14 protein-coding genes are annotated in these 15,580 nt (G+C 69.0%); 7 read left to right on the top strand and 7 right to left on the bottom strand.

Annotated elements, in window-relative coordinates; translation table 11 throughout:
* Window positions 1–118: 118 nt before the first annotated feature.
* Window positions 119–1,195: a hypothetical protein gene (locus tag ABZ382_RS36445; protein WP_357098901.1), complete on the bottom strand. Its 1,077-nt coding sequence runs from the start codon at window positions 1,193–1,195 to the stop codon at window positions 119–121.
* 5 nt (window positions 1,196–1,200) lie between these two features.
* Window positions 1,201–1,422 carry a hypothetical protein gene (locus ABZ382_RS36440; RefSeq protein ID WP_357098899.1) on the bottom strand — a complete coding sequence of 74 codons (222 nt, stop codon included), beginning with the start codon at window positions 1,420–1,422 and terminating at the stop codon, window positions 1,201–1,203.
* A gap of 299 nt (window positions 1,423–1,721) precedes the next feature.
* On the opposite strand from ABZ382_RS36440, the gene ABZ382_RS36435 reads away from it, so the two are divergent.
* On the top strand, window positions 1,722–2,852 hold the full coding sequence (locus tag ABZ382_RS36435; RefSeq protein ID WP_357098897.1) for a glycosyltransferase: 1,131 nt from the start codon (window positions 1,722–1,724) through the stop codon (window positions 2,850–2,852).
* A 30-nt stretch (window positions 2,853–2,882) separates the two neighbouring features.
* Here the strand turns inward: ABZ382_RS36435 and ABZ382_RS36430 are convergent, their stop codons facing one another.
* A complete protein-coding gene (locus ABZ382_RS36430; RefSeq protein WP_357098895.1) occupies window positions 2,883–4,019 on the bottom strand; it encodes a hypothetical protein in 1,137 nt (378 codons plus the stop codon).
* A gap of 131 nt (window positions 4,020–4,150) precedes the next feature.
* On the opposite strand from ABZ382_RS36430, the gene ABZ382_RS36425 reads away from it, so the two are divergent.
* Together ABZ382_RS36425 and ABZ382_RS36420 are read left to right on the top strand one after the other, a co-directional pair.
* Window positions 4,151–5,155 carry an NADPH:quinone oxidoreductase family protein gene (locus tag ABZ382_RS36425; RefSeq protein WP_357098893.1) on the top strand — a complete coding sequence of 335 codons (1,005 nt, stop codon included), beginning with the start codon at window positions 4,151–4,153 and terminating at the stop codon, window positions 5,153–5,155.
* A 132-nt stretch (window positions 5,156–5,287) separates the two neighbouring features.
* Window positions 5,288–6,283: an RNA polymerase subunit sigma-70 gene (locus ABZ382_RS36420; protein ID WP_357098891.1), complete on the top strand. Its 996-nt coding sequence runs from the start codon at window positions 5,288–5,290 to the stop codon at window positions 6,281–6,283.
* 10 nt (window positions 6,284–6,293) lie between these two features.
* On the opposite strand, the gene ABZ382_RS36415 is transcribed toward ABZ382_RS36420, so the two are convergent.
* The 3 genes from ABZ382_RS36415 to ABZ382_RS36405 form a co-directional block, all read right to left on the bottom strand.
* Window positions 6,294–7,268, bottom strand: a complete 975-nt coding sequence (locus tag ABZ382_RS36415) for an alpha/beta hydrolase family protein (protein ID WP_357098889.1) — start codon at window positions 7,266–7,268, stop codon at window positions 6,294–6,296.
* Window positions 7,269–7,434: 166 nt separating this feature from the next.
* Window positions 7,435–8,637 carry a lipase family protein gene (locus tag ABZ382_RS36410; RefSeq protein ID WP_357098887.1) on the bottom strand — a complete coding sequence of 401 codons (1,203 nt, stop codon included), beginning with the start codon at window positions 8,635–8,637 and terminating at the stop codon, window positions 7,435–7,437.
* A 185-nt stretch (window positions 8,638–8,822) separates the two neighbouring features.
* On the bottom strand, window positions 8,823–9,710 hold the full coding sequence (locus ABZ382_RS36405) for a LysR family transcriptional regulator (protein ID WP_357098885.1): 888 nt from the start codon (window positions 9,708–9,710) through the stop codon (window positions 8,823–8,825).
* Between the two features lie 150 nt (window positions 9,711–9,860).
* Between ABZ382_RS36405 and ABZ382_RS36400 the strand changes: the two genes are divergently transcribed.
* Window positions 9,861–10,250: a LuxR C-terminal-related transcriptional regulator gene (locus ABZ382_RS36400; protein ID WP_357098883.1), complete on the top strand. Its 390-nt coding sequence runs from the start codon at window positions 9,861–9,863 to the stop codon at window positions 10,248–10,250.
* A gap of 6 nt (window positions 10,251–10,256) precedes the next feature.
* Here ABZ382_RS36400 and ABZ382_RS36395 read toward each other — a convergent pair whose 3' ends face one another.
* Entirely contained in the window at window positions 10,257–10,940 is a 684-nt protein-coding gene (locus tag ABZ382_RS36395) for a DUF3558 family protein (RefSeq protein WP_357098881.1), read from the bottom strand.
* A gap of 455 nt (window positions 10,941–11,395) precedes the next feature.
* Between ABZ382_RS36395 and ABZ382_RS36390 the strand changes: the two genes are divergently transcribed.
* Genes ABZ382_RS36390 through ABZ382_RS36380 form a run of 3 tightly spaced genes read left to right on the top strand, consistent with a single transcriptional unit; the run spans window position 11,396 to window position 15,474 of the window.
* A complete protein-coding gene (locus ABZ382_RS36390) occupies window positions 11,396–12,559 on the top strand; it encodes a glycosyltransferase family 4 protein (protein WP_357098879.1) in 1,164 nt (387 codons plus the stop codon).
* Window positions 12,556–14,655: a glycogen debranching N-terminal domain-containing protein gene (locus ABZ382_RS36385; protein WP_357098877.1), complete on the top strand. Its 2,100-nt coding sequence runs from the start codon at window positions 12,556–12,558 to the stop codon at window positions 14,653–14,655. The genes ABZ382_RS36390 and ABZ382_RS36385 overlap by 4 nt, the downstream gene beginning before the upstream one ends.
* 30 nt (window positions 14,656–14,685) lie before the next feature.
* Entirely contained in the window at window positions 14,686–15,474 is a 789-nt protein-coding gene (locus tag ABZ382_RS36380) for a maleylpyruvate isomerase N-terminal domain-containing protein (RefSeq protein ID WP_357098875.1), read from the top strand.
* Window positions 15,475–15,580 lie beyond the last annotated feature (106 nt).

Raw genomic sequence — 15,580 nt, 5'->3', positions numbered from 1 at the left:
CCGCGCCCCCCGCCCCCGCGGGGAGCCCCCGCACCTCCTCCCCAGGGCGGCCCCCCCCCGGGGGCCAAACCGCGTTGTTGCGGCCCCCCCCCCCCCCCCCCCACTCCTCTCCGGTCCGCTACTCCTTCGACTGCGCGGTGAGCGCGCTCAACTCCTCGCCCAACCCCAGTTCGGCGACCTGCTCCAGCGTCGCCGGGTCGAACAGCGCGACCACGGCGGCGAATTCGCTCGTCACGGCAGGGTCGGTGCGGTTGGCCAGTGCCAGCAGACCCCGCCACACCGCGAGATCGGTGGACCCGTCGACCGCGTCGGTGAGCGCGGCGAGCGTGTCGGGTTCGGCCACAATGGGATTGGCGGCCAGCCGGTCCAGGGCCTCCGGGCTCAGCCCGGCGACGAAACGCAGCGTTTCCCCGACGGCTCCCGCGTCGAGGAAGGTGCGGATCAGATCGGCGATCTGCTCGGGTGAACCCTGATCGAACAGGATGTCGCCGATCGCCGGGATCACATCGTCGTCGCAGCGCGCGAAGACCGACAGCGCGGCCAGCCGCAGCTCCTGGGCCCCGGACAGGATGGTGTCCACCAGTTTCGGGATGCGCTTGCCCGCACCGGAGAGCAGGTGGCGCAGGATGACGCTGATGTTCTCCCCGGAGTACGCGAACGACGCCGACCGGATCATGCCCTCGTCGTCGTGCACGTCCTGCTCGACCGCGCGCACCAATGCCGGTGTGGCATAGGCCAGGAACGGTCCCGCGGTGACGTAATCCCGGCGGCGCAGCAGCTCGTTGATGATCGCCATGACCGGTGCGGGGGGAGCGATGTCGGCCAGCTGCCCCACGGCGTGCGGGTCCATGTAGGGCGCGGCCTGGGCGGCGTACCCGGGATCGAACAGGGCGATGGCCTCGGCCGACTTCTTCGGATGATCCACCCCGATCGCGCCGGCCGCGCGCCCGGCCATCACCGGCGGCACCATCCGCTGCACCAGCGGGATCGAGATGCTGAACGGGATGATCGGCACCAGCAGCGACAGCCGGGAGAAGATCGTGTTGTGTTCGGCGAACATCACTCTCGCCATGCGTTCCTGCAGTTCGTGTAGGTTGGCCGCGCCCAGTTTCTCGAGGTGGGCCAGCTTCTCCTCGGGCACGTGCAGCGTCCGCGACAGCAGGGTGATCTGCGCGCGGGTCACCAGATCGCTCATCGCCCCTACCCGAGCTTGTTGCCGAACATGATCTTCTTGGCCGCGGTGCGCAACGGCCACGGCAGCGCGCCGACGGTCTTGTCGACGGCCTCCACCATGGCGAGGTTCTCGGTGCGCTGCGCCTGCTGGAACACCGCCAGCAGATCGGCCGTCTCGGCCTCGTTCAGCAGATCGAGCGCGGGCAGCGGCCCGCCCAGCTCGCGTTCCAGTTCGTTTCTGGCACCCATTGATTCATCCCCATCCCCCGGAATGATCCGGATCACCCCGTGTGTACGTATACCAATCTCTACCAAGATCGTTGGCGCTGCGCCAGACCGGTGCGGCGGCGAATTCGGCCAATTGAGGTCGGGTGCATGCAGTTCGACGCCCGCTCGGTGGCCGCGATGCGGTCCTCGGCCTGCGAGACCCGGTCCGGGCGGACGCACGATGCCGACCACGCCCGGTTGGCCGGGTCTTTCGCGGGAGTTCACGTGATGTTGGCGTCGGAGGTGCCGAAGGTAACCCGGTACCCTGCACGATCGGCCTCGTGCGCATCGTTCAGCTGGCGAACTTCTACGGTCCGCGCTCGGGTGGGTTGCGAACCGCACTGCATCACCTCGGCGCGGGCTATGCCGCCGCCGGACACGAGGTGGTGCTGGTGGTGCCCGGTACCCGGCGTGCCGAGGAGGTGCTCGCCACCGGAGTCCTGCGAATCACTCTGCCTGCGCCGGAGATTCCGTGGACCGGCGGCTACCGTGCGGCAGACCCCCGCCGGGTCGCCGACACCCTCACCGGATTGCGGCCCGACGTGCTGGAAGTGTCGGACCGGTTGACGCTGCGCGGCTTCGGCCGCTGGGCGCGCCGCCGCGACGTCGCGGGCGTCATGATCTCCCACGAGCGGCTCGACCGTCTGCTGGGTCAGGTGCTGCCCGGCCCGCTGGCCCGCCGCGCCGCCGACGCCGCCAACCGGCGCACCGCACAGACCTACGACGTCGTCGTCTGCACCACCGAGTTCGCGCGCGAGGAATTCCAGCGCATCGACGCCGCCAATGTCGAACTGGTCCCGCTCGGCGTGGACCTGGACATGTTCCGGCCCGACCGCCACGACCACCGCCTGCGCACCGACCTCGGCGCGGACGGCTACCCGCTGCTGGTCCACTGTGGTCGCCTCTCGGTCGAGAAGCGCGTCGACCGCAGCATCGCCGCGGTCGGGGCACTGCGCCGCGGCGGCCTGGACGCGCGCCTGGTGGTGGCCGGCGACGGACCACGCCGTGAGGCCCTGGAGCGCCGCGCCCGCTTGATCCCGCCGCTGCCCGACGGCCGACCCACCGTCCACTTCACCGGATTCATCGACGACCGAACGACTCTGGCGACCCTGCTGGCCACCGCCGACGTCTCCCTGGCTCCGGGCCCGCACGAAACCTTCGGCCTGGCCGCGCTCGAGGCCCTGGCCGCGGGCACCCCGGTAGTGGCGAGCCGCTCCTCGGCGCTGGCCGACATCGTGACCGCCGAGGCCGGCGCGGTCGCCGCCGACCACCCGCGCGCTTTCGCCACCGCCGTCACCGATGTCCTGGCCCGCCCGCGCGCCGAGCGTCGCCGCGCCGCCCGCAGTCGTGCCGAGCAATTCACCTGGCCCGCGGCGGTTTCCGGGATGCTCGACCTGCTGGGTCCGAGCTGAACGAAACTCGTGGACCCACCCGCGGACCGGTCAGTCTCGCGTCGGGTCCGGCTGCCACGGGAGGTAGTCCCGCCCGTCCGCCGCGGCGGCGTTCTTCGACGAATTCAGCTGATACGGCGTGATTCCGCCGGGCTGCCACGGCCCCGCCGACCCTGCAGCCACCGCCGAACCGTCCTTGGCGACCAGCCCGATTTCCTCGCGCACCACCGCGATCGGGCGGTCGGCGAGGCTGAACCAGTCCAGGTCGAGGAAGTCGTGGCTGCCGCAGGTGAGCGCGCCCCGGCGCATGGCGTCACCGAGGCGAGTGGCCATGCCCGAGGTGCTCAGGTGCCCGGCATCGGCCTCGAACAGGCCCGCGCCCGCCCGCAGGTAGCCGGTCTCGAACAGCGAGATCACCATGGCCAGCAGGCTGAAGGCCCGCGGATCGTCATTGGCGCGGGCCATGAACGCGAACACCTCGATCTCGTTCTCGAGGGTGGTGCCGTACCCGGCGAGCACGTGCACCCAATCGTGCTGGGCCAGCAGCGGCGGCGCGGATCCGGGCAGGCCGGGGGTGACGAAGCCGCGGTCCCGGTAGAAGTCGGCGACACCGCGACCCAGGGTGCCGATCGGCAGCTCCCACAGTTCGGCCCAGCGTCCGGCCAGGCCCGCGTCATCGGTGACCGCGCTCCACGAACTGTCCAGTCCGGCGGTGTGCAGGGCGTCCAGCCGCAGCGTGTCCGTATTGCCCAGATATCCATTGCGGGTGAAATCGACCGCGGCCAGATCCACCGCGCCCTCGGCATAGCGCTGAGCCACCGCGATCATGTCGTCGTCGACACCGAGCGCGTCGGCGAACTCCCGCAACTGGTTCCCGGTCGCCGCGGGCAGCGGTCGCACCACCAGCGCGGACAGCAGCATGGTCTGCACGATCCGCTCCCGGAAGATCCGATTGCGCCGCGCCATCCCCGCCGCGAACTCCGCCGCCCCGATCGGCGTCACCTCGGCCAACTCCACCGGATGCCCCGTCATCGACAGGAACAGCGCCGGAATCAGCAACTCCTGCAAGGGCGTGAGCCCTCGATCGCAGGTCGCCGCACTCACCACGCCGCGCGCCAGGAACCGCACCTCGGCGGCGTCCGGCGGCGTGAGCAGCACCTCTTCCATCTCCCACAGCCTCCACAGCATCAGGGGACCGAACGGCCCGCGACCCATTGTCATCGCGAAAAACCGCGTGCGCGTGATCGTTTCACTCTCGGCGTAGCGATTCCTTCGGCCCGCGCGCGAGGTCTACCTGAACAAACGAAAGGACTCCCGCGATGACCATTCCCGCGACCATGCGCGCGCTGCGCCAGCACTCCCTGCACGGCCCGAAGGACATGTCCCTGATCACCGACGCGCCGGTGCCGCGACCGGGCCCGGGCGAGTTACTCATCCGAGTCGCGGCCGCCGGAATCAATTTCGCGGATCTGTCGAAATCGCACGGAACGTTCCGCGACGGCCCGCAGCCGCCCTACGTCGCGGGTTTCGAAGCCGCCGGAGAAGTCGTGGCCCTGGGCGAGTCGGTGACCGGTCCCGCACCGGGCGCACGGGTGGTCGGGATCGGCGCTGGCGCGTTCGCCGACTACATGCTGCTGCCCGCTGCCGCGGCGGTGCCGGTCCCCCACGGCTGGACGCCCCAACAGGCACTCGGTCTCATGGTGAACCTGCCGACCGCGCTCGCCGCTCTGAAACTCGGCGGTCTCGCCGCCGGACAGACCGTGCTGATCCACGCCGCCGCGGGCGCGACCGGGCAGGCCGCGACGATCCTGGCCAAGCATTACGGCGCGACAGTCATCGGCACGGCCTCGCCGGGCAAGCACGAGACCGTGCTCGGATTGGGCGCGGACCACGTACTCGATTCGCGCGCAACCGATCCAGCCGTCCAGGTCGCGCGGCTGACCGGGGGCGCGGGGGTCGATCTGGTGCTGGAGTCCGCCGGCGGATCCACCCTCGAACACAGCCTGGCCGCTGCCAAGCGGGTCACCGGCCGGGTGGTCGTCTTCGGCCTGGCGGGCGGGGAAGCCCCGATCACCAACTGGGACTTGGTCTACAAGCATCAGATCCAGCTGATCGGACTCAATATCGGCGTCCTCGTCCACACGGCCCCGCAGCTGTTCGGCGAGATCATGGGCGAACTGTTCGCGCTCATCGCCGCCGGGGTGCTGAAGCCGGGCGTGAGCACCGCCTACGACCTGGCCGGCGGCCCCGAAGCGCTCGCCGACCTGGAAGCCCGGGCCACCATCGGCAAGCTGGCCCTGATCCCCCACCCGGATGACCTCTGACCAGGCATTCGATTCCTTTGCCACGGCCCGGCGGTCGTCATGGGTGCGGGTCCCGACCGGCGGGACCCCTCCGCGTGAGGAGCAGCCCATGACCGATCGATCGGCGACACCCTCGAGCCCTACACTCACGACATGACGGCGCAGCTGCGGCAGGCGGCCGACCGGGATCGCTTCGCCGCCGATACCGAGCGGTTCCGCCGCGAGCTGCTGGCCCACTGCTACCGCCTGGTCGGCTCCGCGCACGATGCCGAGGATCTGGTACAGGACACCTACCTGCGGGCCTGGCGCGCCTACCCGTCCTTCGAGGGCCGCTCCTCGATCCGCTCCTGGCTCTACACCATCGCCACCAATGTCTGCCTGACCACTTTGCGGCACCGCAGGATCCGGGTCCTGCCCTCGGGACTGGACGGCCCGGCCCCCGGTCCCGACCACGGATCGAATCCGGTCGCTCCCGGCGAGGTCTCGTGGCTCGAGCCGTTCCCCGACGAATGGATCGCCCCGGACTCCGACGATCCGGCGCTGGTCGTCGTCGCCCGGGAATCCCTGCGGCTGGCCCTCATCGCGAGCCTCCAGCACCTGCCCGCCCGCCAGCGCGCAATCCTGCTGCTGCGCGATGTGCTGGCCTTCTCCGCGCCCGAGACCGCCGCCATCCTCGGCACCACGACGGCTGCGGTCAAGAGCGGTCTGCAACGGGCGCGGGCCCGCCTGCACGACCTCGAACCCGAGCCCGCGGAACTGCTCGAACCCGCCGATCCACGAGCCCGCGCCCTGCTCGACGGCTACATCGCGGCCTTCGAGCGCGCCGATGCGAGCCTGCTCGAACAGGTCTTGCGGACCGACGCCACGTTGGAGGCCACCCCGTTCCGCGATTGGCAGTCGGGGCTGGCGAACTGTCTTCGGATGCTCGACTCACAGGTCCTGGCGGTGCCCGGCGAGTGGCGGCTCACGGCCACCACCGCCAACGGCCAACCCGCCGCCGTCCTCTACCGCCGTGATCCGGACGGCGCCTTCCGGGCGGGCGGGGTCGTCGTGCTGTCGGCCACGCCGACGGGCGTCTCCCGGGTGATCGCGTTCCACGATCCGGCGCTGGTAGCCCTCTTCGGTTTCGCCGATCGTCTCCCCGACTGAGCACGCGGCGTTACTCCGCCAGTGCCTCTTCCATCAGAGGCCACGAATCGTGCAGATCCTGCTGCCAATACGGCCACGAATGCGTGCCGCGCGGATGGAAGACGAATGTCGCCGGAATATCGATCTCCTGGAGCCGCCGCCGGAACGATTCGGTGCAGCCGCGCACGAGGATCTCCAGCACCGCACCGAAAGTCACCGCCTGCGGCATCAGCGGATCGGTCAGCGATTCCGGTCCCGGCGTCCCGTTGCCGGTCGACACGTACACCGCTTTACCGCGCAACGCGTCCGCGTTGGTGAGCGGATCGTGGGCCGCCCAGTCCGGGTCGCCGTCGGGTCCCCACATGTTCTCCGGATTTCCGCCGACCCAGCTCACCGAATTCCGGATGGCGAGTTTGGCATTGGTGCTCATGGTGTCCAGACAGCCGCTGAACGCCGCGAATCCGCGATACAGCGCCGGGTACCGGGTGGTGAGCGCCGCCGCCGACAGCGCGCCCATCGACAGCCCGGCGATCGCATTGCGCCCGCTGCCGTGGAACCGCTGATCGATCAAGGGCGGCAGTTCCTGGGTCAGGAACGTCTCCCACATCTGCACCCCGCCGAGTACGGGATCGGGCCGCTCCCAATCGGAATAGAAACTTCCCTTACCACCGACCGGCAGCACCACATTGACCCGTTTGTCGGCGAAGAACGACACGACGTCGGTCTTCTGCGTCCAATTGGTCTCCATCGCACCGGAATCGACGCCGTCGAGCAGATAATAGGAGGGTCGCGGCTGGTCATCGGCGGGATGCAGCACGTCCACGGTCACCGCGCGGTCCATGGCCGCGGAGTACACCGAGATCCTGGTGCGCGAGGGATCGGAGTCGGTGGCGCTCAGAATGGTCGGTTCCCCGGCCGGTTCGGCGTGGGCCGCACCGGTCCCGGAGATCAGAATGGTGACCAGGGTGATGACCGTGGCCGCGGCGGCACGAAAATCGGCATTCATCGATGTCCATTCATCAGGCGCGGCATGGAATCGGAAACGATGGGAGCGCCCGGGTCGGGCTATTCGAATGCTAAGTGAAACGTAGGTGATCCAGCGGTAGCGACGCCGCACCGATCTCGCCGGCTGTCCGATACATCACCGCATCACCGCTCCCCTGCATCGTTTCTCAGTGGCCCGGTCCGGTGCAGCCCTGCGGCACCAACTCGCCGGTGAGCAGTTCGTCGACCCATTTCGTGGTCAATGGAATCGAGAGCGCGCCCGCGACGAAGTGCTCACCGGGAAAAGGCTGCAACCGAACCCGGGCGCCGAGCCCGCACCAGTCGTCGAAAAGCTCCTGCGCACCCGCGAACGGCACGAAGATCTCGTTGACGCCGTGGAACAGGTAGACCGGCGCGCCAGGCGCCATTCCGCCGGGACGGTTCTCGTCCAGAATCTGTTGCACCATGGGCAGTTTCAGCGGATCCGGGACCACGGTCAGATCTTCGACCCGCAGCGGGGCGACGATCCCGAGCATCGTCTCCTGCGAGACGCAGATGTCGCGGAACATATGGGCGATCCGCCAGCCGTTGTCGTTGAGAATGCTCAGCAGTTCGGGATATTCACGCGCCAGCCCGAGTGCGGCCGCCAGCATCACACCCGTCCCCCAGTTGCCGTTCATGGCCGGCATCAGCATGTCGTAATCCGCGGGTTCGCCGCCGATGATGGTGCCCGCCAATCGGATCTCGGGCGCGTACGTCGGCGCGAGCTGCGCGGCCCAGCTGGTCGCGATGGAACCGCCGGAGTAGCCCGTCATCACCACCGGCGTGTCCGGGCCGAGCTCCAGCGAGGTCGAGTGGGTCACCGCGCGAATGGAATCGAGTACCGCGTGCCCACCCATCAGCCCGGCCGCATACGCCTGCTTCGGTCCCTGATGATCGGGAACGACCACCGCGAAGTTCCTGGCCAGCAGCAGCGAGATGGCGACGACGTCGGCCGACACGCCCTTCTTCAGTTCCGTCGAGGGCGCACACGAATACCCCATCGACGAGATCGGAATGTTGTAGGAGACCAGCGGTCTGGGCCCCGGCCCCGGCCACGCGGCGCGCGGCATCAGCAGGGTCGTGAGGATGGCGACCGGTTGGCCGTGGGAATCGGTGGACCGCACCAGCAGTTCGTAGGCGTCGGCGGTGACGAACATGCCGCCGGTCGGGCGCGCGCTCAGCACGGTGCCCGGCGGCGTGTCCTCGAAGCCCGGCGGGGGCGTGAAGAAGGGGTCGGCGGGCGGCGTCGGGAGCACGCTGGCCAGATCATGGCTCGGGCTGATCAGCTCCGAGAACGGATCGGCTTGCGCGTGTAGCGGCAGCAGCGTCGTAACCAGCGCTGCGAGCATCAGGATCCGTGTTGACCGGCGAGTTGCCACGGCCAGAGATCCTCACACGGAAATGGCCCGGACCACCGGATTTGGCTCGGTGCGGCGGGTCCCGTCTGGGCCGGAATCTCGGAACCGCACCGCGACCGGCGGGTTCCGGCACGCTGTCCCCACGAGGTGGTCAATCGTCCACCGCGGGCGGGCGGTCACACCACGGGGCCCAGATCGCGAATCACATCGGCGAGCACGCGAATGGTGTCGTTCTCGGCATCGGAACGCCAGATCAGCGCCCAGCGCAACGGGCTCTCCCCGTCGAGGCCGACGAAGGCGATACCCGGTCGCGCGAGGTAGCGGGCCGCGTGCGCACCCAGATTGTGGACGGCGTCGCGTTCACTCACGGCGGTCAGGATGTCCTCGACGCTGACCACCTCGATGCCCTTGTCCACCGGCCGCCCGCGCGGAGTGTAGAACGAGCTGAACGCGTCCTCCCAATACTCGGGCGACCCCGCCCCCGCGGTCAGCCCGCCGTAGTGCCCGCGCACCTCCGCCGACACCGAAGCTCGGTGTGCCAGTTCGTGATCCGCGGCCACCACCAGCACCTTCGGTTCGGTGAACAGGTCGGGGCCCACGGTCAGGTCCGGCTCCTCGACGGGCAGCCAGCTGACCAGCGCGTCGATCTCACCATCGCGCAACGCGGCGAACGGCTCGATGAAACCGCTGTGCCGGATCCGCAACTCGCATCCGGGTCGCCGCGCCCGGAACGCGTCCCAGAACGGGCGGAGGTCGTAGGCGTTGGCGGGCAGCATGCCCACCGTGAGGACATCGGTGATCCCGCGAGCGGCCCGCCGGGCGTGCGCCATGCTGTCGTGCAGCCCCCGGTAGTGCGGCAGCAGGTCGTCGTGCAGCTGCCGTCCCAGCGGCGTCAGCCGGACGGCGCGGGTGCTGCGATCGAACAGCGTGCCGCCAATGTTGCGCTCCTGCTTCTTGATCGACTGACTGATCCGCGCCGCCGACAGGTGCAGCCGGGCGGCGGTGCGGCCGAAGTGCAACTCATCGGCGAGGGTCAGGAAGATTTCGATATCCCGCAGCTCCACGCGTCACTCCTCCCAGGAGCGGACACCACACCGGCGATTGTCAACTTCGGCTTAACGATCGTTGTGAAGTCCGTCGTTGTTCTCCGGCACCCGCTCGTTCGATGCTCGTCGTACCACGCTGCACTTCACCACACGAGGGGGACGATCACCATGTCGAGGACGCACGCCCAGTCTCCGGCCGAGGGCCCGCACGGGTGTCTGGTCGCCGAGGCCCGCGCGCACCTGCGGCACGCGCTCGACATCTTCGACCGGCTCGGCGCGGACGCCCACGCCGATCAGGTGCGGATCGCGCTGTGCGCAACCCACGCCGGCACGCGGCCCGCGCCCGATGCCGTCGCCACACGGCGCACGCCACTGGACGCGCGACTCACGCCACAGGAATTGCGGGTCGTGCGCCTGGCGGTGACGGGCGCGACCAACAAACAGATCGCCGCCCGACTGTTCCTCAGCCACAAGACCGTCGGCCACCACCTCTACCGCGCCTTCCGCAAGCTCGGCATCAGAAATCGCATCGAGCTCACCCGATTCGACTTCTCCTGACCGCGCTCAGGGCAGCAGTTTCCACAGCGGGCCCGCCACCTTGTTCACGTCCTGGCACGGGTCCCCGAAATCGGTCTGGACGCGAATGTTCTTCGCGGTGAATGTGATACTGCCGGACGGGGCCGGGGTCCCGACGTAGCAGCCGAGCTTGTGGGTGTCCTGCGCCGCGCGGAACTGAACCCATTCGCGGCCGTAGTAATTGGTCCTGCGGATATCCACGTACTTCCCGGATCCGAGCAGCGTTTCCAGCGAAGAATCATCCGCGGTGATCGACAGCTCGAAGGTCCGGTCGACCGACTGCCACCGGCACGACCGTCCGATCGCGGTCTTGGTGGCGGTGTCCAACCCGACCGCGGACAGCGCGGAGTCCGACAGGTTGCACGGATTCCAGGGCGCGGCGGGCTCGGGTGTGGCCGCGGGACCGGGTTCGAGGTGATCCGGCGTGGCGGCCGGGACCTCGGCCGCGGTGGTGACCGGTGCGCCGGGCGCGGGGCCGCCGGTCTGCGCGGCGGGCGGCGTGGTCACCGCGGCCTGCGGGGCCGAGCTGCTGATCGGCGTCGGCCCGCTGCTCGTGATGGTGGTGCCACAGCCGACCAGGACCAGCATCGCGCCACCGGCCGCGGCCGCGAGCAGGCTCCGACGGGCGCGGCGTTCCGTCCCGTTGACGGCGGCCCGCGAAACTCGATTCATCGTGAAAATACCTTTCGCGCAACGACTCCCGACCACGGAGGATCGGCAGGTCGTCCCACCGAACGGCAACTATGCTGCCAGACAGCGACTTTCGAACCTATAGGGCATATTCCCTATTCGATCGGCGGCCGAGAGCGCTTCGTCGGCGAGGTGCGGAGGCCTCCGAGCGGGCTGAACGCCGACGACACGGGCGAATAATAAAGGATTCAAATATGTTTCATTGTCGGCGGGCCGCTCGGAATACTCGTAAGTCCGGTTGACAGAACAGTGGCGTAACTTTTGAATTGCGACACCCAGAACTTCTTGCCGACCAGCGGCATTCGTGGCACCGTATACGACGGTTTGACTCAGTTCAACTCACCATGAGGAGTTTGGAAATGAGGAACAACCTTTCTTACGATGCGTCACTCGGGAACGCTTTCGACTTTCTGCAGGTTCAGACCGACAATTCCGCCGTGCACGGTGCGAAAAATTCGCGGAACCGATCTCTGCATATCGTTCTGGTCGCTCCCCCGTATTTCGACATTCCGCCGGTCGGGTACGGCGGCATCGAGGCGGTCGTAGCAAGCCTGGCCGACGAGCTGGTCGATCAGGGCCACCGCGTCACCCTGCTCGGCGCGGGCCGGGCCGGGACGAAGGCGGACTTCGTCCGGGTCTGGGACGAGGTCCAGACCAAGCGCTTGGGTGAGCCGTACCCGGAGATCGTCAACGCCATGAAGGCCTGGCAGATCATCGAGTCGCTGCACGCGTCGGACCCGATCGACATCATCCACGACCACACCTTCGCCGGTCCGGGGAACGCGCCCGCGTACAAGATGCTCGGGATCCCCACCGTCGTCACGGTGCACGGCCCGGTCGACGCCCAGATGGACGAGTACTACCGGTCCCTGGACCGCTGCGTGAAGCTGGTGGCGATCAGCGACCGCCAGCGTGAGCTGGCGCCGGACCTGAACTGGATCGGACGCGTGCACAATGCGATTCGCCCCTCGGAGTGGCCGTTCCGCACCGAGAAGCTCGACTACGCGCTGTTCCTGGGCCGCTACGCCCCGTACAAGGGGCCGCACCTGGCGCTCGAGGCCGCGCACGCCGCGGGTGTGCGGCTGGTGCTGGCGGGCAAGTTGAACGAGCCGCCCGAGCACGAGTTCTTCGACGAGTACATCACGCCGCGGCTCACCGAGTCCGACGATGTCTTCGGCGAGGCCGACGCCGCCGCGAAACGCCAGCTGCTGGCCGGGGCGCGCTGCCTTTTGTTCCCGATTCGGTGGGAAGAACCGTTCGGGATTGTCATGATCGAAGCCATGGTCTGTGGCACCCCGGTGATCGCACTGCGCGGCGGCGCGGTGGAAGAGGTCGTCGAACACGGCGTGACCGGATTCGTTCTCGACGATCCGGCCGAACTGCCCGGCGCGATCGCGCGCGCCCACGAGATCGATCCCTACGCCTGCCGGGAACGGGTCGAAAGACTGTTCTCCACGGGGCTGTTCGCGCAAGGCTACGAAGCGGCCTACCGCAAGGCGATCGAACTCGCGAAGTCCCGCACGATCGCCGGCTCGGTCCGGGTGCGACTGCCCGGTGACCCGCGGATCCTCAGCACCCAGGTGCCGGGTGGTCGCGCGTGAGTGCTTTCAATGCCGGTCCGCCGGTGCTCATCGAGGGTGGCGCGGGCGTCGTCACCCTCGTCGAGGCCGGCACCTTCTGCCTGTCCGATCAGCTCGGCGACATCCACCCGGGCACCGCGCACGGCTTGTTCTACCGGGACACGCGCATCCTGACCCGCTGGGAGCTGCGCGTGGACGGTCTTCCGCCGGAACAGCTTTCGGTGGTCGTGCGTGAGCCCTTCCGAGCCCGGTTCGTGGCGCGCAAACCGCCACCGCACGGGGTGGCCGACGCGACGGTGCTGATCCAGCGCCGTCGCATCGTCGGCGAGGGCATGCAGGAGATCATCAGCGTGCTCAACCTCGGCGACGAGGACACCGCACTGACGATCATCCTCGACGCCGAGGCCGATTTCGCCGACCTGTTCGCGGTCAAGGAGGGCCGCGTGGGCAGCGGTGGCGGCGAAACGACCGCCACCGAGCACGGCCTGCGCATCACCGACCGCGGTCAGCTGGGTCGTGGCGTGGTCATCACCGCCACCGAGGAGCCCGAGATCCAATCCGGGTCGCTGACCTGGCGGACCCTGATTCCCGCGCACAGCAATTGGCAGACGGTGGTGCGCTGCCAGCCCATCGAGGACCATCGGGCCGTCCCGATGAACTTCGACGACGGCGACGAGGACGGTCCCGAGGACAAGATCCGCCGCTGGCGCGCCAGCACCACCACGCTCACCGCCAGCGGCGCGGGCCTCAACACCATCCTGCAGCGCACCGAGACCGACCTGGGCGCACTGCGCCTGGACGACCCCGCCGACGGCACCGCCTACGTGGCCGCCGGCGCGCCCTGGTTCATGGCGCTGTTCGGCCGCGACAGCCTGCTCACCTCCTGGATGGCGCTCCTGCTGGATTCGGACCTGGCCGTCGGCACGCTGCGCCAGCTGGCGAAACTGCAAGGCACCGAGACCAATCCGATCACCGAGGAGGAACCCGGCCGCATCATGCACGAGCGGCGGCACGGACCCGGCAGTGATCGGGTGCTCGGCGGCACCGTCTACTACGGCACCGCCGACGCCAGCCCGCTGTTCGTGATGCTGCTGGCCGAATGCCATCGCTGGGGTGTCGGCGACGCGGCCGTGCGCGAACTGATCCCGGCCGCCGACGCGGCGCTGGGGTGGATCGACACCGACGCCGACCTCGACGGCGACGGCTTCGTGGAGTACCGGCGCAAGACCGACCGCGGTCTGGCCAACCAGGGATGGAAGGACAGCTGGGACGCCATCAGCTTCGCCGACGGCCGCCTCGCCGACCCGCCCATCGCGCTGTGCGAGGTGCAGGGCTACGTCTACGCCGCCCGCATCGGCCGCGCGGAACTGGCCGACGAGTCCGGCGACCACCCCCTCGCCGAACGACTGCGCGCCCAGGCCGCCGACCTGAAAGCCCGTTTCGACGAGGCCTTCTGGATGCCGAAGAGCGGCTGCTACGCGATGGCCCTCGACGGCGCCAAGCAGCCGGTCGATGTCGGGTCCAGCAATCCCGGCCACTGCCTGTGGACCGGAATCGTGCCCGACGAGCGCGCCGCCGAACTGATCGAGCGGCTCGGCGCGGCCGACCTGAACAGCGGATTCGGTTTGCGCACCCTGTCTTCCACCGCGCGCCGGTTCAATCCCATGGGCTACCACACCGGTTCGGTGTGGCCGCACGACACGGCCATCGCGGTGGCCGGTCTCATGCGCTACGGCCACATCCCCGGCGCCCTCGACCTGAGCGTGAAACTGGCGAGCGGACTGCTCGAGGCGATCCAGGAGTTCGGCGCCCGCCCGCCGGAGCTGTTCTGCGGCTTCGCTCGCGACGAATTCCGTTCCCCGGTGCCCTATCCGACCTCGTGCTCGCCGCAGGCGTGGGCGAGCGCGGCGCCGCTGCTGCTCATGCGATCGTTCCTGGGCCTCGCACCCGACGTCCCGAACCGCAGCCTCACCATCGCGCCCCGCCTGCCCGACCGCGCGGGCACGATCCGGCTGACGGATCTGCGACTGGGCCCGGCCACGATCACCATCGAGGCCTGCGGCATGGACGCGCGGGTCGAGGGCCTGCCGCCGGACTGGCAGCTGAACCGGAAATAGCGAGACGGCGCTAGGTGAGGCGGGTCCGACGTGAGTACCAGCACCGATCTTGCCGGTCTGCGCGCCGAACGGCGGGACGTGATCGACTTCTGCGCCACCCTGACCGACGCCGAGTGGATGGCGCCCAGCCGGGCGAGCGGCTGGACGGTCAAGGACGTCGTCGCGCACATGACCGGCGACCTCCGCACTCTCGTCACACCGGATCTGCTGTCCTACCTCACCACTTCGCGGATCGAGCAGCTGAACGAGCGGGGTGTCGCGCGTTCCCGCGGTAGGTCGCCGGATCAGGTGCTGCGCGACTTCGCGCGCTGGACCCGGCCCGGAATCGCGGTGCTGTCCGCGGTCACCGTCCCGGGCATCCGGGCGATTCCGATGCGGGTGGGCGAACTCGGTTGGTACCCCATGCGTCTGCTGCCGGGCATGTTCGTGTTCGACTGGCACGCTCATCTGCGGCATGACATCGCGACCGCGATAGACCGTGAACCGCCGGCCATCGACACCGAACGCATGTCGACCATCACCACGTGGCTCATGGCGGTGCTGGAGAAGTCACACGGCTCACGACTGCGCTGGCTCGACGTCCCGGTGGGACTTGTTCTCACCGGTGCCGGCGGTGGCGCCTGGCGGGTCGAACCGACCGGGCGCGGCCTGCGGGTGCGGCGAGGACCGGTGGGCGGGACCGCCGCTCGAATCACCGGTTCCGCGGCCGATATCCCGCTCTGGTCGACCACCCGGGTTCCCTGGAGGACGTGCGATATCGACATCCACGGGGACTCGGAGATCGCGACCAGATTCCTCGACAACCTCGATCTGGTGTAACCCTGCCGTGGATACGACGAAGGCCGCTGCGATGCAGCGGCCTTCGTCTTCACTGTGTCCGGAGGGGGACTTGAACCCCCACGCCCTAATACGGGCACTAGCACCT

The organism is Nocardia sp. NPDC005825 (assembly GCF_040630175.1).
Taxonomy (GTDB): domain Bacteria; phylum Actinomycetota; class Actinomycetes; order Mycobacteriales; family Mycobacteriaceae; genus Nocardia.
The sequence above is the reverse complement of the archived record's forward strand: the minus strand, read 5'-3'. Positions and strand labels throughout refer to the sequence as shown.

What these genes read in the sequence shown, in the direction of transcription:
- ABZ382_RS36445 (WP_357098901.1), bottom strand. Translation starts at nt 1,195, where the DNA reads ATGAGCGATCTGGTGACCCGCGCGCAGATCACCCTGCTGTCGCGGACG.
- ABZ382_RS36440 (WP_357098899.1), bottom strand. Translation starts at nt 1,422, where the DNA reads ATGGGTGCCAGAAACGAACTGGAACGCGAGCTGGGCGGGCCGCTGCCC.
- ABZ382_RS36430 (WP_357098895.1), bottom strand. Translation starts at nt 4,019, where the DNA reads ATGCTGTGGAGGCTGTGGGAGATGGAAGAGGTGCTGCTCACGCCGCCG.
- ABZ382_RS36425 (WP_357098893.1), top strand. Translation starts at nt 4,151, where the DNA reads ATGACCATTCCCGCGACCATGCGCGCGCTGCGCCAGCACTCCCTGCAC.
- ABZ382_RS36420 (WP_357098891.1), top strand. Translation starts at nt 5,288, where the DNA reads ATGACGGCGCAGCTGCGGCAGGCGGCCGACCGGGATCGCTTCGCCGCC.
- ABZ382_RS36415 (WP_357098889.1), bottom strand. Translation starts at nt 7,268, where the DNA reads ATGAATGCCGATTTTCGTGCCGCCGCGGCCACGGTCATCACCCTGGTC.
- ABZ382_RS36410 (WP_357098887.1), bottom strand. Translation starts at nt 8,637, where the DNA reads ATGCTCGCAGCGCTGGTTACGACGCTGCTGCCGCTACACGCGCAAGCC.
- ABZ382_RS36400 (WP_357098883.1), top strand. Translation starts at nt 9,861, where the DNA reads ATGTCGAGGACGCACGCCCAGTCTCCGGCCGAGGGCCCGCACGGGTGT.
- ABZ382_RS36395 (WP_357098881.1), bottom strand. Translation starts at nt 10,940, where the DNA reads ATGAATCGAGTTTCGCGGGCCGCCGTCAACGGGACGGAACGCCGCGCC.